This window comes from Methylomagnum ishizawai, assembly GCF_900155475.1.
Classification (GTDB): domain Bacteria; phylum Pseudomonadota; class Gammaproteobacteria; order Methylococcales; family Methylococcaceae; genus Methylomagnum; species Methylomagnum ishizawai_A.
Genome location: NZ_FXAM01000001.1, coordinates 384,986 through 408,260 on the forward strand (window position 1 = coordinate 384,986; position 23,275 = coordinate 408,260).

The 23,275-nt window shown below is 62.8% G+C and carries 16 protein-coding genes; 6 read left to right on the top strand and 10 right to left on the bottom strand.

What is annotated here, in order from left to right; genetic code table 11:
• The first annotated feature begins 2 nt into the window (after positions 1-2).
• Together purH and B9N93_RS01605 are read left to right on the top strand one after the other, a co-directional pair.
• Complete coding sequence (gene purH / locus B9N93_RS01600) at positions 3-1,565, top strand: bifunctional phosphoribosylaminoimidazolecarboxamide formyltransferase/IMP cyclohydrolase (protein ID WP_085210286.1); 1,563 nt, start codon at positions 3-5, stop codon at positions 1,563-1,565.
• 85 nt (positions 1,566-1,650) lie between these two features.
• Complete coding sequence (locus B9N93_RS01605; protein ID WP_085210288.1) at positions 1,651-2,886, top strand: (Fe-S)-binding protein; 1,236 nt, start codon at positions 1,651-1,653, stop codon at positions 2,884-2,886.
• Between the two features lie 120 nt (positions 2,887-3,006).
• Here B9N93_RS01605 and B9N93_RS24370 read toward each other — a convergent pair whose 3' ends face one another.
• From B9N93_RS24370 to B9N93_RS01630, 3 genes are all read right to left on the bottom strand, one after another.
• Entirely contained in the window at positions 3,007-6,645 is a 3,639-nt protein-coding gene (locus tag B9N93_RS24370) for a beta strand repeat-containing protein (protein WP_125468790.1), read from the bottom strand.
• 502 nt (positions 6,646-7,147) lie between these two features.
• Positions 7,148-7,942 carry an adenosylmethionine decarboxylase gene (speD, locus tag B9N93_RS01625; protein ID WP_425515941.1) on the bottom strand — a complete coding sequence of 265 codons (795 nt, stop codon included), beginning with the start codon at positions 7,940-7,942 and terminating at the stop codon, positions 7,148-7,150.
• 109 nt (positions 7,943-8,051) lie between these two features.
• A complete protein-coding gene (locus B9N93_RS01630; protein ID WP_085210292.1) occupies positions 8,052-8,468 on the bottom strand; it encodes an OsmC family protein in 417 nt (138 codons plus the stop codon).
• Positions 8,469-8,592: 124 nt separating this feature from the next.
• On the opposite strand from B9N93_RS01630, the gene crp reads away from it, so the two are divergent.
• Positions 8,593-9,249 carry a cAMP-activated global transcriptional regulator CRP gene (gene crp / locus B9N93_RS01635; RefSeq protein WP_085210294.1) on the top strand — a complete coding sequence of 219 codons (657 nt, stop codon included), beginning with the start codon at positions 8,593-8,595 and terminating at the stop codon, positions 9,247-9,249.
• Positions 9,250-9,528: 279 nt separating this feature from the next.
• Here the strand turns inward: crp and B9N93_RS01640 are convergent, their stop codons facing one another.
• The 6 genes from B9N93_RS01640 to B9N93_RS01665 are packed head-to-tail and all read right to left on the bottom strand — an operon-like array spanning position 9,529 to position 15,676.
• Positions 9,529-10,638, bottom strand: a complete 1,110-nt coding sequence (locus tag B9N93_RS01640) for a glycosyltransferase (protein WP_085210296.1) — start codon at positions 10,636-10,638, stop codon at positions 9,529-9,531.
• Positions 10,635-11,684, bottom strand: coding sequence for a glycosyltransferase family 9 protein (locus tag B9N93_RS01645; protein WP_085210298.1), 1,050 nt, complete (start codon positions 11,682-11,684; stop codon positions 10,635-10,637). The genes B9N93_RS01640 and B9N93_RS01645 overlap by 4 nt, the downstream gene beginning before the upstream one ends.
• Entirely contained in the window at positions 11,681-12,364 is a 684-nt protein-coding gene (locus B9N93_RS01650) for a sulfotransferase family 2 domain-containing protein (protein WP_085210300.1), read from the bottom strand. Before B9N93_RS01650 ends, B9N93_RS01645 begins: the two co-directional genes overlap by 4 nt.
• Before the next feature lie 6 nt (positions 12,365-12,370).
• Entirely contained in the window at positions 12,371-13,522 is a 1,152-nt protein-coding gene (locus tag B9N93_RS01655; RefSeq protein WP_085210301.1) for a glycosyltransferase, read from the bottom strand.
• A gap of 14 nt (positions 13,523-13,536) precedes the next feature.
• Positions 13,537-14,502, bottom strand: a complete 966-nt coding sequence (locus B9N93_RS01660; protein ID WP_085210303.1) for a glycosyltransferase family 2 protein — start codon at positions 14,500-14,502, stop codon at positions 13,537-13,539.
• Entirely contained in the window at positions 14,489-15,676 is a 1,188-nt protein-coding gene (locus B9N93_RS01665; protein ID WP_176225089.1) for an O-antigen ligase family protein, read from the bottom strand. The genes B9N93_RS01660 and B9N93_RS01665 overlap by 14 nt, the downstream gene beginning before the upstream one ends.
• Before the next feature lie 225 nt (positions 15,677-15,901).
• Between B9N93_RS01665 and clpB the strand changes: the two genes are divergently transcribed.
• From clpB to B9N93_RS01680, 3 genes are all read left to right on the top strand, one after another.
• Positions 15,902-18,484, top strand: coding sequence for an ATP-dependent chaperone ClpB (gene clpB / locus B9N93_RS01670; RefSeq protein WP_085210307.1), 2,583 nt, complete (start codon positions 15,902-15,904; stop codon positions 18,482-18,484).
• 818 nt (positions 18,485-19,302) lie between these two features.
• Positions 19,303-20,670, top strand: coding sequence for a sigma-54 dependent transcriptional regulator (locus tag B9N93_RS01675; RefSeq protein ID WP_176225090.1), 1,368 nt, complete (start codon positions 19,303-19,305; stop codon positions 20,668-20,670).
• Positions 20,671-20,969: 299 nt separating this feature from the next.
• Entirely contained in the window at positions 20,970-22,532 is a 1,563-nt protein-coding gene (locus B9N93_RS01680; protein ID WP_085210311.1) for a hypothetical protein, read from the top strand.
• A gap of 25 nt (positions 22,533-22,557) precedes the next feature.
• Here B9N93_RS01680 and B9N93_RS01685 read toward each other — a convergent pair whose 3' ends face one another.
• Positions 22,558-23,037, bottom strand: a complete 480-nt coding sequence (locus B9N93_RS01685) for an MEKHLA domain-containing protein (protein WP_085210313.1) — start codon at positions 23,035-23,037, stop codon at positions 22,558-22,560.
• Between the last annotated feature and the right edge of the window lie 238 nt (positions 23,038-23,275).

Below are 23,275 nucleotides of genomic sequence, written 5' to 3' on the forward strand. Positions count from 1 at the left end.
CCATGAACAATCCCGTAACCCGAGCCCTCATCAGCGTTTCCGACAAAACCGGCGTGGTGGATTTCTGCCGCGAACTGGCCGCGCTGGGCATAGCAATCCTGTCTTCGGGCGGCACCGCACGCCTGTTGCTGGACAGCGGCATCGCCGCCATCGAGGTCTCCCAGCACACCGGCTTCCCCGAGATGATGGGCGGGCGCATCAAGACCCTGCATCCCAAAATCCACGGCGGCATCCTGGGGCGGCGCGGGGTGGACGAGGCGGTGATGGCCGAGCATGGCATCGGTCCCATCGATCTGGTGGTGGTGAACCTCTATCCGTTCGAGGCCACCGTGGCCCAGCCCGGCTGTCCCTTGGCGGAGGCCATCGAGAATATCGATATCGGCGGCCCGGCCATGATCCGGGGCGCGGCCAAGAACCACGAGGCCGTGGGTGTGGTGGTCGATCCCTTGGATTATCCGCTGGTGCTGGGCGAACTGAAGGCAAACGGCGGCGCCTTGTCCGCCGCCACCCGGTTCCGGCTGGCGATCAAGAGTTTCCGCCATACCGCAGCCTATGACGCCTCCATCTCGACCTACCTGGGCAAGATCGAAGGCGGCGAACCCTTCCCCGATCCGCTGGTGACGCGGTTCCGTCATGGACAGGCCTTGCGCTATGGCGAAAATCCCCACCAACGCGCGGCCTTCTATGTCGATCCGGGTGCGGCGCCCGGCACCGTCGCCACCGCCCGGCAAATCCAGGGCAAGGAACTGTCCTATAACAACATCGCCGACGCCGACGCAGCCCTGGAATGCGTCAAGCAGTTCGCCGAGTCGCCCGCCTGCGTCATCGTCAAGCACGCCAATCCCTGCGGCGTGGCCGAGGGACAAAGCTTGCTGGAAGCCTATGACCGCGCCTACGCCACCGACCCGACCTCGGCCTTCGGCGGCATCATCGCCTTCAACCGCGAGTTGGACGCCGCTACCGCCCGCGCCATCGTCGAGCGGCAATTCGTCGAGGTGATCCTGGCCCCGAGCATCGATGCCGCAGCCCTGCCGATCCTGGCGGCCAAGGCCAATGTGCGGGTGCTGGAAACCGGCGCTTGGCCCGCCGAACCCAAGCCGGAATGGGACTATAAACGGGTGGCCGGGGGCTTGCTGGTGCAGGACAAGGACTGGGGCCGCATCGACCGGGCCGGACTCCAGGTGGTGACCCGCCGCGCCCCCACCGAAGCCGAGATCGGCGATTTGCTGTTCGCTTGGACCGTCGCCAAGTTCGTGAAATCCAACGCCATCGTCTACGCCAAGGACCGCCAGACCGTGGGCGTGGGCGCGGGACAGATGAGCCGGGTCTATTCGGCCCGCATCGCCGCCATCAAGGCCCAGGATGTGGGTTTGCGGGTCGCGGGTTCGGTGGTGGCGTCCGACGCCTTCTTCCCGTTCCGCGACGGGGTGGATTCGGCGGCGGAGGCGGGCGTGACCGCCGTGATCCAGCCCGGCGGTTCGGTGCGCGACGCCGAGGTGATCGCCGCCGCCGACGAGCATGGCTTGGCGATGGTGTTCACCGGCATGAGGCATTTCCGCCACTGAGTTCCCGCGCCTTCCAAGCTCCCACGGTCTTGTGGGAGCGTCCCGGCCCCGCCGTCTTTCCCTCACAAACTCCCGAGGTTCCCCCTTGAACCGCCCCGATCTCGCCGCCGATACCGACCTCTGCGTCAAATGCGGCTTGTGCTTGCCGCATTGCCCCACCTACCTCCAGACCCAGGACGAGAACGAATCGCCCAGGGGCCGTTTGTCCCTGATCCAGGGCTGGGCGCGGGGTGCGCTCGAAGCCACGCCGGAACTGGCTCGCCATGTCGATCACTGCCTGCTGTGCCGGGCCTGCGAAGCGGCCTGTCCGGCTTACGTGCCCTATGGCGGCATCGTGGACCGTTTCCGGGGCGAGGTCGGCGAACTCGGCAAATCCAGCGCCGCCAAGCTCAAAACCGCCGCCTTGCGCAAACTCTTGACCGGGGTCGGTGTGCGCCACCGCGCCGAGGCGTTGATGGCGGGCGCACTGGGCGGGCCTTTGTTGCGGGGCGGCGGTTTCCTGTTGGAAGCCGTCGGCTTGGGCGAGGTGGCGGCGGGCCTGCCCGGAACCGCCACGGCGACCGATTGGATCGGCATCCATCCCGCCACCGGCCCGGCGGAAACCGGGCGTGCCGATGTGTTCCTGGGTTGCACGGCCAACCTGCTGGACGCCGAAACCGTGTCCGCCACGCTGCGCCTGCTCAACCGGCTGGGCGTCCGGGTGCGGGTGCCGGAAGCGCAGGCGTGTTGCGGGGCTTTGCACGGCCATGGCGGGGACGCGCAGGCGGCATCGGCGCTGATGGAACGCAATCTGGCCGCGTTCGATGGCGAAGACGCCATCGTCGGCTTCGCCAGCGGTTGCGGGGCGATGCTGCGCGATTACCGCGAGCGGGCGGCGACGGAAACGGCGGCGCGGTGGGCGGGCCGGGTCCGGGATGTCGGCGAATTCCTGGCCGGGTTGCCCTGGCCGGACGATTGGGTGCTCGCGCCCTTGGAAGCCAAGGTCGTGGTGCATGCGCCCTGCACCCTCAAGAATGTATTGAAGGCCGACCGCCACCCCGCCGCGCTGCTGCGGCGGATTCCGGGGCTGGAAGTGGTGCCGCTGCCGGTCCAGGTGCGTTGTTGCGGGGCGGCGGGGAGTTATTCCTTGGAGCATCCTGCGATGGCGGGGGCGCTGCGCGACGAGGTGCTGGACCGAGTGGCCGCCGAGCGGCCCGCTTTCCTGGCGACTTCCAATCCGGGTTGCGCCATGCACCTGCGGGCGGGCTTGAAGCGGCGCGGATTGGGTGGGGTCGAGGTGTTGCACCCGGTGGCTTTGTTGGCAAGGTGCTTGCCGGGATAGCGCGGCTCGTTCCGTGAAAGCAAAAGGCCGGAGGGCGCGTTGCGCGTCCTCCGGCCTTTTTTGTTGGGATTTGGGTTGAGCCACCGCCGGGCACGGGGCCGTGCCCGGCGGGTGGGTTGCTTAGACCACGATGTTGGCGCTGGCGAACAAAGCTGCCCCCGTGACGCCGGCGATGGTGCCGACCAAGGTGACATCGTTACTGGTCAAGTCGCTGCTGTCGGAATCGAGCGAGGTATCGACATACCAGATACTGGTGCCGCTAGTGGCGTTCACGGTGAGGACCACGTAGCGCTCCACGCTGGCATCCCCGATGTTGTCCTGGAAGGGGGTGGTCTGCGTACCGAGGCTGGTGTCGCCGATCAGGGCGGCGACACCAGCCCCAGTGGTGATGGCGGCCCCGGTGTCGTCCACCCGCAGCACGTTCCCCACCGTCGAAGTGCTTTGCACCGTCAGCGGGGTGGTGTCGGTATCAGCCTTCACGGCGGTCAGGCTGATGGTGGTGCTGCTGCCGAAGAAGAGGTTGAAGTCGAGCTTGTCGCCACCGGCGATGGAACCGGCGGTGAAGTTGCTGATAGCGTCCTGGCCGTTATTGACCGCGGTGTCTTCGAAGACCACCGTGTCGGAACCACCGGCATTGATGGACAGGGTGATGGTATCGTTGCCTCCCTTGCCCCGCAGGCTGTCGTTCAGAGCGTCGGAGCCGGCGCTCAAGGCGTTGCTCGCGCTGTTGCCGATGATGATGTTCGCCATGTCGTTGCCCGTGATGCCGATGGCGGCGGTGCCAGTCAGGTTGAAGTTCTCGACGCCCGAGCCCGAGTTGAATGTACCGCTACCGCTGTTCAGGGTGATGTTGAGGGTATCGGTACCCGAAGTGCCAGTATCGCTCACCGAATCGCTCAACGAGTCAACGCTATAGGTGTCGCTGCCATTGCCGCCGTCCATCGTGTCGTTGCCGGACCCGCCATCCAGGCTGTCGTTGTCGTTCCCGCCAAGCAGACTGTCGTTATTGGCCCCTCCGAGCAGGGTATCGGCACCGGCCCCGCCGTCCAGGGTATCAGTACCGCTGCCGCCGTCCAGGCTGTCGTTGCCGGCTCCGCCATCCAGGCTGTCGTTGCCGTTGTTGCCGGACAGCGAGTCGTTGCCGTTGTTGCCGGTCAAGGTGTTTGCGCTGTTGTTGCCGGTGAGGACGTTGTTTAGGGAGTTGCCGGTTCCTGCGTTGCTACCTGTCCCGGTCAGGGTCAGATTCTCGATGCCGCTGGTATCGGTCAGGGTGAAACCGACCGATGCGAACACAATATCCGTGCCCGAACCCACGACGGTTTCCCCGCCGACGGTCTTGGCTTCGGAAACGGTGGCTGCGGAGTTGGTGACATAGTAGGTGTCGTTGCCGACACCGCCGTTCAAGGTGTCGGCACCGGTGCTGGAGTTGGCGGCGGTGCTGGCGGCATCGTACAAGACGTCGTTGCCACTGCTGCCCACTAAGATGTTGGCACCGGCATTGCCGGTGATAGTGTTGTTCAGCAAATTGCCGGTGCCGTTGATGTTGGCGCTGCCGCCCAGAGTCAGGTTTTCGATGGTGGTGATACTGGACAGGTTGAAGGTGCCGCTAGTCAAGGTTGCGATCACAGTGTCCACATCGGCGGTGCTGGTACCGCTATCGGAAATGGTATCGGATGCGCTATCGACCAGATAAGTGTCGCTGCCCGTGCCGCCATTGAGGCTATCGTTGCCCACGCCGCCGTCGAGGGTATCGTTGCCCGCGCCGCCGTTGAGTGTGTCTTTGCCATCGCCGCCGACCAGGCTGTTGTTGCCGTTGTTGCCGGTGATCAGGTTGTCGAGCGAATTGCCGGTAGCGTTGACGTCGCCGTTACCGGTCAAAGTGAGGTTCTCGACATTGCTGGCATCGGTGAGGGTATAGCTGCCGGTGGTTTGGCTGATGCTGATGGTGTCCTTGCTGGTCGCGTTGTTCCCGGAATCACTAATAACGTCCAGATTATCGTACACATTGTAGGTGTCGTTGCCACCGGCCCCATCGAGGCTGTCGACGACGCCATCGTCGCCGCCACCGTCCAGGATATTCGCTCCGGCGCTGCCGACGATGGTGTTTGCCGCCGCGTTGCCGGTGCCGTTGATCGCGGTGGTGCCGGTCAGGGTCAGTTTTTCGATGGCCGACAGGGAGGCCAGGCTGTAGGTGATACCCGTTTGGATTTCGTCGATGCCGTCGGTGGTACCGTTGGACTCGGTGATGACATCGGTGGAGACGTCCACGACATAGACATCGTTGCCGGTACCGCCCACCATCGTGTCCTTGCCGCCTTTGCCGTCCAAGGTGTCGTTGCCTGTGCCGCCGGTTAGGCTGTTGGTTGCCGCGTTGCCGACGATGCTGTTGTTCAGCGTGTTGCCCGTGACGCCGATGGCGGCGGAACCGGTCAGGATGAGGTTCTCGATGCCCGTTCCCAGCGAGTAGGTGCCGGTGCCGCTGCTGATAGCGGCGTTGATGGTGTCGATTTCCGAGGTCGAACTGCCGGAGTCGCTTACCGAATCACTTAGCGAATCGATGGTGTAGGTGTCGTTACCGTTCTCACCGTTCAGGGTGTCTTGGCCAGTGCCACCATCCAGGGTGTCGTCGCCGTTTCCGCCGAGCAGGGAATCGTTGCCCGCGCCGCCGACCAAGGAGTCGTTGCCACCCAGACCGGATAGGGTATTGGCACCGCCGTTGCCGGTGATGGTGTTGTCCAGGGAGTTGCCGGTGCCGCCAACGCCTGATGTCGCCGTGGCGGAGCTGAGGTTAAGGACTTCGACGCCGTTGCCGAGCGTGAAGGTGCCGGTGAAGCTGCTTTCGGCATTGACGGTATCGATGGCACCGTCGGTGCCGGTATCGGTGACGGAGTCGCTCGCGCTATCCACTTTATAGGTATCCGCGCCGTCGCCGCCATCCATGGTGTCGTTGCCGGTGCCGCCGTCGAGGGAGTCGTTGTCGTTCCCGCCGTTGAGGGAATCGCTGCCCGCGTTGCCGATCAGCGTGTCTTTACCATCGCTCCCGGATAGGGTGTTGGCCCCGGAATTGCCGACGATGGAGTTGGCCAGCGTGTTGCCGGTGCCGTTGACGCCCGTTGTCGCCGTGGCGGTACTCAGGTTCAGGGTTTCGAGGCCGGTGCCGAGCGTGAAGGTGCCGGTGAAACTGCTCACTACGTTGACGACATCGTTGGTACTGCCAGTGGTGCCGCTGTCGCTGACGGTTGAGGATTCTGCCGCAGTACTCACGACGTAGATATCGTTGCCGTTTTCGCCATTCATGGTGTCGGTGCCGCCGCCGCCATCCAGGCTGTCGTTGCCTTCACCGCCCAGGAGTTTGTCGTTACCGGCCCCGCCTTTCAGGGTGTCGTTGCCACCCAGGCCCATCAATTGGTCGTCGCCGATACCGCCCGTGAGCGTGTTGGCGGCATTATCGAAGGTTGTGGCACCGGCGGTGTTGGAGATGTTGTCGCCGATGATCAGCTTGCTCTCGTCGTTGAAGCGGATATTGCCCAGCACGTCGGCGGTGGAGGTGGTCAACTGCGAAAGGTTGACGTTTTGTAGGATTACCGTTTTGCCGCCGAAGGTCATTTCGACATTGCTGCCGCTTTGTACGAACGTGACTTCCGCGGCGGAAATTTCAACGCCGGGAGAGGCGAGGTCGAAGATGAAGATATCGGTGCTTGGATTGAACGTGGAGCTTAGGTTGCCGGCGGAAGTCGTACTCCAAAAATACTTAGCCATGTTCTTTAACCTCTATATATATGTGGATAAAACGATAGAGCGGTCAATCAGGGCGCTCCCGGCTTTGGCGATGGGAGGCAGTTAGGATAGGAGGGCGGTGTCCGATATCCTTGGTAAGGTTGGGCAAACTCCGTTCTGGCCGGATGATCCGATGGTAATCCAGGCGGGAGGTGGTTACGGAATGATCGTGCCGCGCCTTGGCGTGTCGTCCGGGACATGCACGAACAAAGCCAAGCTCTACAAGCCACGGACTCCGGGCCGGGCGTGGAATTCCGCCGGGGCGGCAGCGGGACGGGGGATGGTTTACGTATCAAAGTGACAGAAAAGGTCACTCGATAGGGCCGCGCACGGTGCGGTGGATTATGGCAAAGCGCCCCCGACCGGGCCAAACCAATCCGACAAAAGGCGAATCCGCCAGGTGGAAAGGGGCCGGGGCGTGTTTTCACCGCCCACGAAAAAGCCGGGTCCGGCGTCGGTACCGGACCCGGCTATCGGTCATGCCTCAACGGCGCAGTTTGTAGTTGCGCCCGTAGAAGATTTCCGCCATCTCGCGCTGCAATTGCTTCTGGATGGCGGTGCGCTCTTCGAGGGTCAAGGCGTCCTTGTCGGTGTCGAACAGGTAGTTGTCGAGGTGGAAGTCCTTCAGGATCATCTTGGTGTGGAAGATTTTCTCCTGGTAGACGTTGACGTCGATCATCTGGTAGCGCTCGGCGGTTACATCCGAGATGTAGTTCTGGATCGAGGTGATCTCGTGGTCGATGTAGTGCTTCTGGCCGCTGATATCGCGGGTGAAACCGCGCACGCGGTAGTCCATGATGACGATATCGGATTCGAAGCTGTGGATCAGGTAGTTCAGCGCCTTCAGGGGCGAGATGCGGCCACAGGTGGAGACATCGATATCGGCTCGGAAGGTGCTAATGCCGCCGTAGGGATGGCTTTCCGGGTAGGTGTGGACCGTGATGTGGCTTTTGTTGAGGTGCGCGACCACGGAGTCGGGCATGGGTCCGGGGGCTTCGAGGTTGGTGATGGTGTCCGGCACATGCCCCTCGGAAATCAGCATGGTGACGCTCGCGCCTTGCGGCTCGTAGTCCTGGCGGGCGATGTTGAGGATTTCCGCGCCGATGATCGCATTCACATCGGTCAAAATCTGGGTCAACCGCTTGGCGTTGTACATCTCGTCGATGTATTCGATATAGCGACGCTGCTGTTGCTCGGTCTTGGCGTAGCAGATGTCGTAGATATTGAAACTCAACGACTTGGTCAGATTGTTGAAGCCGTGCAATTGCAATTTATCGATTTCCATCGAGCTAACGCTACCCCCTGTCTGGGTTGGGACCGCCGGTTGTCAGCGGTGGATGGTGGATGGGAGGGCCGGGGCGGGAACCGCGGCGGGCGGCGAGGACGTTTTAACCCTCGGCGATTTCGTAATCATGGGTGATGGCGGCGGTCTTGCCCAGCATGATGGAGGCAGAACAGTATTTCTCCGCCGAGAGTTCCACGGCCCGCGCCACCGCCTTGTCGGTCAGGCCGTGGCCTTTGACCACGAAATGGATGTGTATCTTGGTGAAGACTTTGGGGTCGGTGTCGGCGCGTTCGGCTTCGAGTTGGACTTCGCAGTCGCGCACTTCGTGCCGACCTTTGCGGAGGATATGGACCACGTCGAAGGCGGTACAGCCGCCCATGCCGATCAAGAGTGTTTCCATCGGGCGGGCGGCCAGGTTCTTGCCGCCCGATTCCGGCGGCCCGTCCATCGCCACCACATGGCCGCTGCCGGATTCTCCCAGGAACAGCGCGTTTTCGACCCATTTGACCCGAGCCTTCATCGGAAGAACCCCACCGGAAAAAATAGCGGCATAATGTATCACACCCCGCCAGCATCGGGGGAATAGAATTCGCCCTAGACTTCCGCGCTAGGCCAAGGTTTTTATGTCATCGCGAGCATCCATCATGCCCATACCTTCCGTGAGCCCGCCCGCCGACGAGGCTTTGCAGCGGCTCTTGCAACACTGCCACCGCCGCCGTTATCCCAGCAAGGCCACCATCATCAAGCCCGGCGATGCCGGCGACACGCTGTATTACATCGTCGAAGGCTCCTGCACGGTCAGCATGCACAACAAGGAAACCGGCGAGGATATCGTCCTGGCCTATCTCAACCGGGGCGAATTCCTCGGCGAAATAGGCGTGTTCATGGGAAGCATGGTGCGCGATGTGACGGTACGTACCCGCGAGGCCAGCCAGCTGGCCGAAATCGGCTATCAACGCCTGCACCACCTCCTGACCGCCGATCTGGCGGAACATGCTATCGCCATCCTGTCTTCGTTGGGGCGGCAGGTTTCGACGCGCCTGCTCGATACCAGCCGCAAGGTGCGGAGCCTCGCGCTGTTGGATGTATCGGGGCGGATCGCCCATGCCTTGATCGAACTCTCCAAGCAGCCCGACGCCATGACCCATCCCGACGGGATGCAAATCCGCGTCACCCGCCAGGAACTCGGGCGTTTGGTGGGTTGTTCCAGGGAAATGGCGGGACGGGTGCTGAAGAATCTGGAGGAGCAGGGTTTGGTGACGGTGAAGGGCAAGACTATAGTGGTCTTGGGTGCCCGGTAGGTGGGCCATGGGCGGGTTTTCCCACGGCCCGGCGCGACGATCACTCCTTGGCGGCGCGGGCGATCAATGCGCTAAGCATCAGGCTCAGGGCCAATACCAGGAAAATCGCTTGTCCTACGATCATGGCAACCTCCATGTGAGTAGCCGGGGTTTCAAACGCACCGGGAAATGCCTTCCCGGTTCAAACCCTGACTTCCGCCGATTCCCCAAGGTTCCCAGCGGAGAACGCTCCCCATGCCGGTTTTTGTCGTGGGCGGGATCAATCGGGAGGGGGGGCTGTCATCGGCGGATTGAACCATCGTTCCCGCCTTGATCCAGTGCTTCCCGGTAGACGGCGTAATTCCCCGCCACCATCCGCTCCACCGAAAACCGCTCCACCGCCAAGCGCCGCCCGGCCTCGCCGAATTCCCGGCGGCGATCTGGATGGTCCAGCAAATCCAGCAGATATCCGCTCAGGGCCGCGCTATCGCCCGGCTCGATCAAATAGCCATTCACGCCGGGATGGACGATCTCGGGCATCCCGCCCGCCCGCGCCGCGACCAGGGGCACGCCGCAGGCGGCGGTTTCCAGCAGCGCCACGCCCAGGCCTTCCATCCAGGCCGGATGCGCCACCACATCCAGGCAGGGAATGACCCGGTGCATGTCGATGCGGTAGCCCGCGAACATCACCTTGCTCTCCAAACCCCGCGTTTGCACCATGCGCCGCAATTCCGGCTCCAATGGCCCTTTGCCGAACAGCAGCACCCGGATAGCGGGATGCCGGGCCAAAACCGCGGGCAGGGCGTCGAACAGCACTTCGTGGCCTTTGCGCGGAATCATCTGGGCGACGACGCCGATCAGGACGCAATCCTCGGTCAAGCCTAATTCGCGCCGGAACGCGCCGCGCTCGCCGCCGGGTTGGTAGTGTCCGGTATCGACCGCGCTGGGCACGCAGACCAGTTGGGCCTCCGGCACGCCATGGGCCAGCATTACCTGGCGGATGCCCTCGGAAATGGTGACGATGCGCCGGAACAGCGGGAACCGGAACTTAAGGTCGATCCAATGCGGGGGATTGTCCACCCGGCGGCTATGGACCATGGGGATGTTTTCCAACTTCCCGGCCAGGGCCGTCAGGAAACCGCCGATGCGGCTGTGGACATGCAGGAGGTCGGGCTTTTCCTCGCGGATGAGGCGGCGCAAACGGCCCGTCCACGCCAGGTCGAGGTCGCCCCCGAACGGCAGCGTCCGCACCCGGACGGCGGGATTCCGCACCGCCCGGCTGAGTTCCGAGCCTTCCCGGCACACCAGCACCGGCTCGCCCGGTAGTGCCGCCAGCCCTTCCAGCAAATGGACGACTTGCCGCCCGCCGCCGTAGAGATGGCGGCCGAGATCGATGTGGATGGTTTTCATGCGGCGGTTTCCAGGAGTGGGGCGAGGGCGGCCAATACCGCGGCGGGGCTGTGCAGCCTCATGCAATCGTAGGTGCCGCCACAGGTCGGGCGGCGGCGGCAGGGCGAGCAATCCAGGGCTTGGTACAGCACCCGCGCCGTGGGACTGCCGGTGTCGAGATAGGGCCGGGTCGAGCCGAACAAGGCCAGGGTCGGTGTTTTGAGGGCGATGCCGAGATGGGTCAGGCCGGTATCGACCCCGACGAGGCCACGGGCGTTTTCGATCAAGGCCGCGCACAATCCCAGGCTGGTCTGGCCCACCAGGTCGGTCAGCGCATCGCCCGCCAGGGCGCGGAGCGCGGCGGCGTGGGCGCGGTCGGCGGGACCGCCCAGCATCAGCACCGGCCAGCCGCGTTCCGCCTGGATTTTCTGCGCCAATTCGGCCCAGCGTTCATCGAACCAGTGTTTTTGGGGCCGGGTGGTGAACGGGGCGATGACCGCGTAAGCGCCCGTGATCCCGGCGTCGGCCTTGATCGCGGCGGCTTCGGCCCGGTCGGCGGCGCTCACGGCGATATCCAGGGCGAAATTATCCGCACCCAGGAACCCGGCCAGTTTGCGGTATTCTTTGCCGATCAGGGGGCTTGCCACGTTCCGGTCCAGCACCTCGGTCATCAAGAGGCCGCTGCCTTCCCGCGAACCCAGGCCGATGCGGCGCTGGCCGCCCGCGGCATAGGCCCACACCCCGCTTTTCAGCAAGCCTTGCAGGTCCAGCACCCAGTCGTAGCGCTCGGCGCGGAGTTCGCGCACCAAACCGGCCACCTCACGCAAGAGTTGCCGGTATTCGCCATTCTGCCGCAATTCCCGCCAACGGCGGCGCGGCCACAGGTGTAGCTGGTCCAGCCGGGGATTGTGGCGCAGTAAATCGGCCTGGGGTGCGTCGGTCAGCCAGGCGAGGCGGGCGTCCGGGTAGGCGAGCCGCAGGGCCGGGATCAGGCCCGAGGCCAGGATGACATCGCCGATGGCGCTGAGCCGGACGATGAGGATGCTCCGGGGCGGGGACTGGCTCATGGATCGAAATGGAAGGCTTGGGGGTCGTCGTAGCGGTAGCCGAACAGGGCGAGGTCGGCTTGGTAATGATCCGCCACCCATTGCGCCGTGGTGTCGGTGTAGTAGCTCCGGTAGTCCCGCCCACGGTCGGTGGCTTGGCGGGCGTGCAGCAACTTGGGGCAGGCGATGCCGATGCGGCGGCAGGCTTCGGCGAAATCCTCGGCCAGGTATTCGTAGCGCCCGACGAAATCCGCCAGATTGCGTCCGCGCAGGTCGATCAGGTAATCGCTTTGGCGTTCGGTGGACATATCGGCGTGGTATTGCGGCGGGCGTTCGGGGTCGAGCTTCCAGCGCAGGAAGCTTTCGAAGCTATCGACATGGGTGATGAGTTGGGGCCGTTCGCGGCGGATGTGGTGATAGGAACTGACCTGCAAATCCCAAGGGTTCCGCACGAAGGCGAACTTAAACAACCGCTCGAACACCTCGCGCGGCAGCATTTCCTGGGCCGCGATCAACTTGGCATGGCGCGGGAATTTGGCCCCGATCCTATGGCCGGTGAGGGCGCTCAGGCGGCTGCACAGGAATTGCGGAATCCGGTAGGGGTCGGCCCATTTGTAGCGCCACAAGGAATCGCGGACGCTGGTGCCGCCGGTCTTGGCGATGTGGACGAACAGGAAGTTGTATTTGAGGGAGAGCAGCATAGGGGCTTAGGCGGCGTTGGCGGTTGCGGGGGTATTTTCTTCGCGGGGGGCGAATCCCAGGATTTCCAAATAGCGCCGGGCGCTATGCTCGGCGTTGTATTCGGCCACGGCCGCTTTCAATGAATCCGGCGCGGTGGGATGGTCCAGGGCGTAAAGCATGGCGTCGGCCAATTGGTCCACGTCACCCACCGGTACCAGCGGCCCGTAGCGCCCGCCGCCCAGGATTTCCGCCGAACCGCTGGGGCAATCGGTCGAGACCACCGGCGTGCCCAGGGCCATGGCCTCGGTCAGCACGTTGCACGAACCTTCCCAGCGCGAGGACAGCACGAACAAATCGGCCTTGGCCAGATGGGCATAAGGGTTCCGCACGTGGCCGGGCAGGGCGACCGAAGTTTCCAAGCCCAGTTCCCGCACCCGCCGTTCCAGATCGCCGCGCAGCTTGCCCTCGCCCAGGACCATCAGGCGGCATTCCCGCTGCGCCCGCACTTGCCCGAACGCCTGGATTAAGGTGTCGAAATCCTTCTGCCGGGTCAACCGCCCCGCGCCCAGGATCAGCGGGCAGGTTTTATCGGCGAACCAGGGATGTTCGACCGGTTCGGCGGCTTTGTCGGCCATGTCCGGGGTGATGACCGGATTGCGCACCACCACCACCCGCGAGGCCGGTAGCCCGGTCAGCCGCACCGTGTCCTCGGCCACGCCGGTCGAAACCGCGACCACCCGGTCCACCCTGGGATAAACCCAGCGCATGGGCTGGGTCCGCAGCCAGCGTTGCCAGGCCGGTTTGCCTTCTTGGGCGGCGGAAAGATTGGTGCCCAGCCGTCCCACCAAGCGGGTTTCCACCCCGCTCAGCGCCTTGGCCAGCACGGCGGCGCGGATGGCGCGGTCCTTGGCGGCGAGCAGGGCGGCGGGCCGTTCGGTTTTGAGGTAGCGGACCAGGGCGGGCACGGCCAGGGTGGTATGGCCCACCCCCAAATCGAACAAGCGCAGCCCCGAGCCTTCGATCCGCACCAAATCCGGCACGGGCTGGCGCAGGATCGCCAGCAGGTCCACGGCGATGCCCTGCCGCAGGATGGCCGGCAACAGGTTGAGGACCATCCGTTCCACGCCACCTGCGCCGGAAAACGAAATCAGTACCGCGAGACGTTGTTCGGGAGTCATGAGTTTGGGGGGTATCAATGATGTTGGGAATGTTCGATATCCGCCATCAGGGTCCAAAAATCCAAGGTGGCGGAAGCCTGGATTTCGGTGCGTAAACGCAAGGCTTCCGGGAGCCGGATTAAAGCTCCGGCCAAACCCGCGAAATAAACCCAATTGAAAGTCACTAAACGGCTGGCAGAACGCCAAAGATAACCCGGCAGCAAGCGTAACCATATATCCCGCGCCGGGAGATGCAACCATTCCAACAGAAAATGATTGCGAATGCGGACGGCGCGGATATATTTGGCGGCGATATTGGTTTTGATCGAACCCGAACCGCTGTCATGGACCACCCGGCTGCGGGGTTCCAACAGGCTGATCCAACCCCGCCGCCACGCCCTCAGACCCAGATCGAAATCCTCCGAATAAAACGGCTTGAAAATCGGCAGGAAACCACCCAGCGCGGTGAACATGGATTTCCGCAGCATCATCGAACCCCCGGAAGCGAATAGGGTTTTCCAGGGGTGGTTGAAAATAGCGGGCGGTGCCCATTGCATGGCCCGGAACCGCCCGCTTTGGAGGTGATAACAGCGCCAGGAAACCTCGTTGCAGCCGCCTTGCTTATCCAAAACCAGTGGCGTCACCGAGAATATCTCGGGCCGCTCGAAATGTCCGACCAAAGGCGCGAGGAAATCCTGGGCGGGGGAAACATCGGAATTGAGGAAAACCAGCACTTCGGTTGGAGCCGCCGCGACGCCGGAATGGATGGCTTCGGCGAAACCCTGGTTGACCGGATGCTCGATCAGCGTCACCTGGGGGAATTCGCTGCGGACCAGGGCCGCGCTGTCATCCCGCGAGCCATCGTCCACCACGATGACGGCAGCGGTTCCAGGATAATCCGCCGCCGCCCGCAGCACGGCGGGCAGGTTGGCCTTGAGCAAGGCGGACCCGTTGAAATTGGGAATAATCAGGCTGATCGGCGGGAAATCAAGGGCGCTCATGGAGAGTATGTTTTCTGAAGTAATAAAGGCTGGCCCCTAACAACAGGCCGAATGGATAAAGCTGGTGCCGGGAAAATAAGGGCAGGGTGAGGAAACTTTGCACCAGTTCGGCGCTGGCGACACTGATGAGCATGATGCCGAATCTTGTCCCGGCTTGATCTCGGCAGCGCCAGGTGGTTGTGGCTAGCTTCCAGAAGAATGAGGCATAGGCCAGCGTGACCAGGGTCAATCCCAGAAGTCCATGGCTATAGAGGACTTCCAGGAAATAATTATGGGGAAAGGTAAAATCCTCTTTGCCGTGATAGCTGGAAATCGGCTGGTAATTCCAGAAATACGCCCCGAAACCATGGCCGAAAGCCCATTCCAAAGAGGGGCTGCGTAATTGCATGGCCCAGGTTTCCCGCCAAATAATCATCCGTTCTTCCTTGAGGAAGTTGGCGGCGAGGTCGTCCACCCTGGCGGCGAAACCGAATAATCCCGAGAAATATAATCCCAAGGGTAATAACACGATGGACCCCAAGGCGATGAATTGGCAACGCCGTGATAGGAAGGGCAAACTTGCCAGGGCGCTGGCGAGCAAGGCCAGATAACCGGGCCGGGATTGGGTTTTTAGCAACAGCCAGAAATCCACCACCAAGGCCAGTATGCATAACCAGCGCAATCGGCTCTGGATCGTCGCCGCGAAATAAAATAACAGGGGCAGGGTCGTGACCGAAAACAGGGCCAGATAATGCAGGTTGGAATATAGCCCGGCGTGGTTGAGCTTAAGCGGATAGGCCAGGGCATGGGCCAGCACCGCGACCAGCAGGAACGCCGCCGCGATGGCCGCATGGGGCGGCGGACGGCCCCACGCCAGCCGTTCCGGCAATAGGCGTAGGGCGAACACCAACAGCGTCGCCCCGAACAGCGCGGTATGGGCGCTGCCCCAGAGTTTGTCGCCCGCCATCGCCAATCCCTGCCCCAGCAGGAGCGTCCCCAGGCCGACCACCGCCAGGATATCCCGGTCCAGTCGCGGCGGGCGGGTGAAGGCCAGGATGCCCAGCGTGGCGTAGCCGCACAGGTAGAGGCAGGGTTTGTAACTGCCGCGTCCGAGCAGCAGGGAAAGCGCGAAGCCATAAACCGACAGCAGCAGCAAAAGTGGAAACAGGTCGCCGTTCAATCGTGGGAGGCGCAAGGCCATTGGTCACCGGAACTGTGGTTGCTTGACGCCGGGAAGGCGGTCGCCTGGGAGGCTTGGGAGCGCGAGGCCGCGGCCATTATAAAAGACCCGCAAAGCCCGCACCAAGCGGGCCGGGCGGCACCATTCCGGGGCGCGGTGGCGGGGCGCTGGCTTGAAAATGGCCGGTTTAAGCCTCATTTAAGCGGCATCACTGAATCATATCCCGGCAGGTAATCTTTTATGCGAATGGACAAATTGACCGGCAAATTCCAGGCCGCACTGGCGGAGGCGCAAAGCCTGGCCTTGGGCAAGGATCAGCAATTCATCGAACCCCTCCACGCCATGGTCGCCCTCATCGACCAGGACGGCGGCACGGTGCGGCCCTTATTGGCGCAATGCGGCATCAACGTCAATCCGCTACGCACCGCTTTGGGTCAGGCGTTGGACCGGCTGCCCAAGGTCGAGGGCGTGGGCGGCGATGTGCAGATTTCCAACGATTTGCTGCGCCTCTTGAACCTCACCGACAAACTGGCCCAAAAGCGCGGCGACCAATTCATCACCAGCGAATTATTCTTGCTGGCGGCGCTGGAGGATCGCGGGCAGTTGGGCGATGCGTTGCGCAAATCCGGCCTCAACCGCGAGGTGTTGGAACAGGCCATCGAGAAACTGCGCGGTGGTCAGAAGGCCAACGATGCCAATGTCGAGGAGCAGCGCCAAGCCTTGCAGAAATACACCATCGACCTCACCGCCCGCGCCGAGCAGGGCAAGCTCGATCCGGTGATCGGGCGCGACGACGAAATCCGCCGCACCGTCCAGGTCTTGCAGCGGCGCACCAAGAACAACCCGGTCTTGATCGGCGAACCCGGCGTGGGCAAGACCGCCATCGTCGAAGGTTTGGCCCAGCGCATCGTCAACGGCGAGGTGCCGGAAGGCGTCAAGGGCAAGCGCCTCTTGGCCCTGGACATGGCGGCTTTGATCGCCGGGACCAAGTACCGTGGCGAATTCGAGGAGCGCATGAAGGCGGTATTGACGGATATCGCCAAGCAGGAAGGCAAGCTCATCCTGTTCATCGACGAACTGCATACCATGGTCGGCGCGGGCAAGGCCGAAGGCGCGATGGATGCCGGCAATATGCTGAAACCGGCCCTGGCCCGCGGCGAGTTGCACTGTATTGGAGCGACTACGTTGGATGAGTACCGCCAATACATCGAGAAAGACGCGGCTTTGGAGCGCCGTTTCCAAAAAGTGTTGGTAAACGAGCCGAATGTCGAGGATACCATCGCGATTTTGCGCGGTTTGAAAGAAAAATATGAAGTGCATCACGGTGTCACGATCACCGATCCGGCTATCGTAGCGGCGGCGATGCTCTCGCACCGATACATCACCGACCGCAACCTGCCGGACAAGGCCATCGATTTGGTGGATGAGGCCGCCAGCCGTATCCGCATGGAGATCGATTCCAAGCCGGAGGAAATGGACCGGCTGGAGCGGCGCTTGATCCAGTTCAAGATCGAGCGCGAAGCCTTGAAGAAGGAAGCCGACGAGGCTTCGCGCCGCCGCCTGGAAGAGTTGCAGGAGCGCATCGGCGAGATGGAGCGCGAGTACGCCGAGTTGGAGGAAATCTGGAAGGCCGAGAAAGCCACCTTGCAGGGCAGCACGGCGATCAAGGAAAAGCTGGAAAAGACCAAGTTGGACCTGGAGGCCGCAAGGCGGGCGGGCGACCTGGGACGGATGTCGGAATTGCAGTACGGGGAAATTCCCCGCTTGCAGAAGGAACTGGACGCGGCGGCGCAGGTCGGAGCCCAGGAGGCCAAATTGGTGCGTAACAAAGTCACCGATGAGGAAATCGCCGAGGTGGTGTCGAAATGGACCGGCATCCCGGTGTCCAAGATGTTGGAAGGCGAGCGGGAAAAACTGCTGCACATGGAAGCCCAACTCGGTCGGCGGGTGGTGGGGCAGGGCGAGGCCATCAAGGCCGTGTCCGACGCCATCCGCCGCTCCCGCGCCGGGCTGGCCGATCCGCGCCGACCCAATGGTTCCTTCCTGTTCCTGGGGCCGACCGGCGTGGGCAAGACCGAATTGTGCAAGGCGCTGGCCGAGTTCCTGTTCGATACCGAGGAGGCCATGGTCCGCATCGACATGTCGGAATTCATGGAGAAGCACGCGGTGGCGCGATTGATCGGCGCGCCTCCGGGCTATGTGGGCTACGAGGAGGGCGGTTATCTCACCGAGGCGGTGCGGCGGCGGCCCTATTCGGTGATCCTCTTGGACGAGGTGGAGAAAGCCCATCCCGATGTGTTCAATGTGCTGCTGCAAGTATTGGACGATGGCCGCTTGACCGATGGACATGGCCGCACGGTGGATTTCCGTAATACCGTAATTGTGATGACCTCTAACCTGGGTTCCGACCGTATCCAGGAGTTGGCGGGCGAAGAGAATTACCAGTCTATGAAGGCGGCGGTGATGGAAGTGGTGTCGCGCTACTTCCGCCCGGAATTCATCAACCGCGTGGACGAGGTGGTAGTGTTCCATCCCCTGGCGCGGGAGCAAATCCGCGCCATCTGCCGCATCCAGATGGGCTATCTGGAACGGCGTCTGGCCGAGCGCGATATCACACTGGCGGTCGGCGAGGCCGCGCTGGACCGGTTGGGCGAGGCCGGTTTCGATCCGGTCTACGGGGCGCGGCCCTTGAAGCGGGCGATCCAGCAGCAATTGGAAAACCCTTTGGCCCAGAGCATCCTGGCGGGCCGGGTGGGTCCGGGCGATGTGGTCCGGGTGGACGCGGCGGACGGCGACGGGATCGTGTTCCATACAGGAGGGTGATTCAGTCCCTACCGGGACGGTCTGGGGCTGGAGCCGCTCCGTCCGCCGCGGTGGAGCGGCGTTTTGCTAGTCCCCATGCATGGGCCATGATTCGTCTTGCTTCTGCCGCATAGGCTCCAAGGCATGACGGAAAAGTGCCAGGTAGGTGGAAATACCGATTCTTCGGAAGTCCGCGCGGTATAAATTAAGCCCCAGTTACAGGGGGGTTACGTCGGTATGGAGAGTTTTGTGCTGTTCAATCGATGTTTATTGCCACTATTGGACCATTGATGGTGTCACGGTATTTTTGGGCTACTACCGCCGCATTTTTGCACCAAAGTTTGTCTTATAGTGCAAGCATATCATGGGGCGCATGCCACTTATCCGGGCGGTCCGCATCTGGCTTATTTCCGGGCCTCGATGGGGTTTGGTTGGAGCAAAGGCCCATCTTTCAAGGGCTGCATGGGATTCCAACAGTGGTTGACGCACCGCCCACCGCAGGGATGAGTGACTCTAGTTGAAAGCATATGCCTCAAATTTTATGCTGGGCAGGGTAGGCAGATTTCAAATAATCTTTTACACTGTTAGCTAATGGAGAAATATGTTAAGGAAGAAACAGGTTCTATTCCCGCTTTGATTGAAAGGGAGGAACCACCTGCCCCCTGCTTGTTAAGGCGCTGTGTGCGGATACGCCGCAAAGCCGTTAGGGAGCGGTATCCAGGGGACCGCGTTTGGAATGATGGATTCGGGAGCGTTCCCGAGAAATAGGGTGGCCGGGGTGGCCACCATAAGAAAACTTAATGTTCAACTCAGTGCTAGCTAACATAGGAGAGCAATACATGGATACGCGCAAACTTTTGTGCTTCGATCCCACGGGAACCGATAACGGCGTACTGGACGCGTTGCGTGCCAGGGGCTGGGATATCATCACCGTGACCCGGCTCGACGAGGCCAAGAATCTTATCGATGCCCACGGTTTCCACTTGGGCATGGTCTTGTTCGGTTCCCGCGAACAAGCCGATATTTCACCCATCCAGTCGCTATTGGCGATGCGTTATCCCATGGAATGGATCGCGCTGCTGCCGCCGCAAGCTCTGCATAACCGCGAGGTTTGCCAGTTGATCGCCCAGGGCTTCTACGATTACCACACGCTGCCGCTCGATCCCGAGCGCCTGCAATTCACCCTCGGCCACGCCTACGGCATGGCCTTGGTGATGAAGCGCCTGCGTGCCCAGACCCCGAGCCACGGCGACGAGGGCATCATCGGTTGCAGCCCCAAATTCACCAAGCTGTTCGCTGATATCGAACGGGCGGCCGGCCTGGATGTTCCGGTCTTGGTCCGGGGCGAGAACGGTTCGGGCAAGGAAATCGCCGCCCGCGCCATCCACCGCCGTTCCATGCGTGGCGATAGGCCGTTCATCGTGGTGAGCTGTGGCGCCTTGCCCTCCAACCTGATGATGTCCGAGTTGTTCGGTTTCGAGAAAGGCGCGTTCGCCGGTGCCTACCGCACCAAGGAAGGCAGCATCGAGGCCGCTTCCGGCGGCACCCTGTTCCTCGACGAAGTGGGCGAATTGCCCGCCGACCTCCAGGAGGTCATGCTGCGCTTCCTGCGCGAGAAGACCATCCGCCGCGTGGGGGGCGACCGCGATATTCCGGTCGATGTCCGCATCATCGCCGCTTCCCATACCGATCTGGCGAAAGCCGTCGCCGATGGGCATTTCCTGGAAGAACTGTACCAAGCCTTGAGTCCGTTCGTGGTCAACGTGCCTTCCCTGCGCGAACGCCGCGACGATATCGAACTGCTGGCCAAGTACTACCTAGACCTGTTCGTCAACGAGAAGTACCGCCATATCAGCGGCTACACGCCCGAGGCAGTCACTTCCATGCAGCGCTATGAATGGCCCGGCAATATCCGCGAGTTGATCAACCGCGTCCGCCGCGCCATGGTCATGTGCGAGGACCGCTGGATCACCCCGCAAGACCTGGGGCTGAACGTGGTCGAGCCCGGCACCACCAAGTTCCAGGGCAATGTGATGACCTTGGACGAAGCCAAGGCCGAGGCCGAGAAGGAGATCATCCAGGTCACCCTGCGGGCGACCGAGAACAATATTTCGCGGGCGGCCCGGCAACTGGCCGTGTCGCGCATGACGCTCTATCGCCTGATGGACAAGCACCGCATCCGCAACACCGCCGCCGGCCGGGGTTGATCTTCCCTTGGAGCCATCGCCTCTACGCGGTGGCTCGCTCCGGGGCTGTGGCCCCTTCCGTTCCGGCCCGTCTCGCTGAAGAGGGGCCGGGGCGCGATTCCCTTCCTCTTCTTATCGATAGCGCGATCCCGAGTCTATCCTGGGTGGCGGTTTGGCCGTCCCAGATTGGCCCTGGTATTGAGCGCTATTTCACAAACCGCCGGTCTGGTCCGGGCGCGGCTTTGTCAGAATGTGCCGACAAGGCTAAACTTTGGACGTTTTTCTTCCCTTAAACCCCACGATAGTCGGTTCTACCCGCCATGCTGCTTCAGGAAATACCGGCCCTGCCCTTCGCCCTGGATGTCCAATCGGCCACCGCTTGGTTGGATCAACTACCGCTGGGCAATATCCGCGAGTGTTGCCAGCGGTTCCTGCCGGTGCAGCAGGCTTTGAACGTCTATCCCATGCCTTTGCAATTGCGTTTCGAGTTGCTGGAGCGCTGCCATCCGATGGTCCAGGGCTTGGAGCGGGGTTTGCTGCCCCATTTCATCGACGCCGATTTTCCCATGGAGGAAAAGGCCCGCAAGATCGCCAGCCTCGCGGCCCGCTTCCATCTTGAGGCCGCGCTCGGTTATCGGCAACTGGTGGAGGCTGCGGCGTTCCAGGAGGCGTTCGACGCGCCGTGCCGTTTATTCATCTATCGCCGCTGCCTGGAACACCTGCTGCAAAGCATGTTGCGCTCGGCCCAGGTCTACGAGGCGCCGTCGTCCTCGGTGCTGTCCTCGTTCCGCAGGCTATACCGCCACGCGGTGGCGGCGGAAGTGCTGGACGCCGCCGCCGAACTGGAGGGCAGGCCGCCGGTGGTGTTGCGCGATTTGTTCCTGCGCTTTTTCTTGTTCGGCTTGGCGGTACCGCGCGGCCTGCCGCAGGACGAGACGCAGCGCTTGTTCGACGGGCTGGCGCTCCCGGCCAAACAGGGTTCGCCGGTTGCGGACGAGGCTGGTTTGCGTTCGGCGTTCTGCTTCGATCCCGAGGAGTTGGATATTTTGGTGCCGGTCGCGCCGGGCGTGCCTGCGCCGGCGGGATTGCCTTGCGTGTCGGCGGAACGGGTCTTGTCGGTCTTGCGCGAGACCCTGCGGGTGCCGGTCGCGCCCGAAACCCATCCCCTGCGGCGGGTTTTGCCGCGGCTCGGGGATCGCCTGCCCTGTCTGGAGGTCGCCGGGGGCCGTCGGGTCTCGCTCGCCACCGGGTTCAAGGCCGTGGTGCCGATGCTCAAGGATATCGAGTTCCGCCGTTCCAAGCCCGGCCGCCGCACGGAAACCTGGGCGGGCAACGAATTGGAACTCGCGCCGCTGGACAGCACCAAGCTCCACATCGCGCCGCGCTTCACCGGGCGTACCCTGGCCGAGGCCGTGGTGGCCAGCGAGACGGCGGAGAAAAACCGCATGGTCGAGGTGGTGCCTTCGGCGCTGCCGGGTTTCTATCTGTTGGATTCGGGGCGGTGGATGCTGCGGGCGGGTTCGTTGATCGGACTCAATTCCGACGACGAATGGGTGCAACTCGGCGTCCTGCGTAGCGGACAAATCCGCGATGGCCGGTTCTGGCATAGCTTCGAGCTTTTGGGAGCCAATCCGCGCTTGATCCGGGCCAGGAACGAGCGTTTGAAGGACGGGGCCCGCAACGCGGTGTGGCTGGAGGCGTCCGAACCGGACGGGCAGGTCGGCTTGCTCACCGAGCCGTGCAAATGGCGGGGCGGGGACGGGGTGATGCTGGATTTCCCCGGCGGCAAGCGCCGGGTGTGCATCGTCAAACTGGTGGAGGCTTCGCCGTCGTTCTACCGCTATACGCTGGCCGAGTCCGGGGCGGAAGAAGCGATGGCCTAGCCGCCGGGCGACCGCCGCCGGGATTTCACAAGAACTTCCAATGCTTGAAGCAGGCCGCCTGGCCGCAGATCACGCCGCGCGGATCGAGCAGGTTCCACACCGTGGCCGCCTCGATCAGGAAGCGCCGTCCATGCCGTCCGATGCGGACTCCCTGATAATCGTCGATGTAACCCCGCTCGGCCACCCGCGCCAACAGTTCCGCCCGCGCCTCCTGGTTGATCCTCTCGGCGGAGAGCCGCGAAGGCAGCGCGGTGAATTCTTCCCAGTCCATGGCGAACAGGGCCAGCGCGGTCTGGTTGGCGTAGTTGAAGAGGGGGTCGGGGGCGGTGTCGTGGGAGACCACCACGAAGGGCGCGGCGAACAGGTGGCGGGCGGCTTCCTCGTGGGTCAGGCGGGGATCGAGCAAGGGGCGGCCCGTCCAATGGCGGTGGCTGTCGCGTAAAAGGGCGACATGCTCGGCCAGATAGTGGTTGTCTTCGCTGGGATAGGGTGGGGGAGCGGTCATGGCTGGGGGTCCGGGAGGGTTGGGCGCTGGCATCCGGGGATGCGGGTCGGCCCAGGATTATAGCCATTACCGGACGGGACGGAGCCGGACTGGGAAAAAAATGGACACCGGAGGCGGAACGCTTGAGGATAGCTCGGAAGGGTGCGATTAACGGTGGGAAGTCAGGAAGATCAAAGAGGAGGTTTGGCCGGCCCGCGGTGTCCCAGTCGAAGAGGCTATGCGACGATCTACGGTGCAG

Bases quoted from the DNA above. Each gene is read 5' to 3' on its own strand.
- B9N93_RS01675 (WP_176225090.1), top strand. From the start codon at position 19,303: ATGGATACGCGCAAACTTTTGTGCTTCGATCCCACGGGAACCGATAAC.
- B9N93_RS01645 (WP_085210298.1), bottom strand. From the start codon at position 11,684: ATGAGCCAGTCCCCGCCCCGGAGCATCCTCATCGTCCGGCTCAGCGCC.
- B9N93_RS01680 (WP_085210311.1), top strand. From the start codon at position 20,970: ATGCTGCTTCAGGAAATACCGGCCCTGCCCTTCGCCCTGGATGTCCAA.
- clpB (WP_085210307.1), top strand. From the start codon at position 15,902: ATGCGAATGGACAAATTGACCGGCAAATTCCAGGCCGCACTGGCGGAG.
- B9N93_RS01630 (WP_085210292.1), bottom strand. From the start codon at position 8,468: ATGAAGGCTCGGGTCAAATGGGTCGAAAACGCGCTGTTCCTGGGAGAA.
- B9N93_RS01655 (WP_085210301.1), bottom strand. From the start codon at position 13,522: ATGACTCCCGAACAACGTCTCGCGGTACTGATTTCGTTTTCCGGCGCA.
- B9N93_RS01685 (WP_085210313.1), bottom strand. From the start codon at position 23,037: ATGACCGCTCCCCCACCCTATCCCAGCGAAGACAACCACTATCTGGCC.
- crp (WP_085210294.1), top strand. From the start codon at position 8,593: ATGCCCATACCTTCCGTGAGCCCGCCCGCCGACGAGGCTTTGCAGCGG.
- B9N93_RS24370 (WP_125468790.1), bottom strand. From the start codon at position 6,645: ATGGCTAAGTATTTTTGGAGTACGACTTCCGCCGGCAACCTAAGCTCC.
- purH (WP_085210286.1), top strand. From the start codon at position 3: ATGAACAATCCCGTAACCCGAGCCCTCATCAGCGTTTCCGACAAAACC.
- B9N93_RS01660 (WP_085210303.1), bottom strand. From the start codon at position 14,502: ATGAGCGCCCTTGATTTCCCGCCGATCAGCCTGATTATTCCCAATTTC.
- B9N93_RS01650 (WP_085210300.1), bottom strand. From the start codon at position 12,364: ATGCTGCTCTCCCTCAAATACAACTTCCTGTTCGTCCACATCGCCAAG.
- B9N93_RS01640 (WP_085210296.1), bottom strand. From the start codon at position 10,638: ATGAAAACCATCCACATCGATCTCGGCCGCCATCTCTACGGCGGCGGG.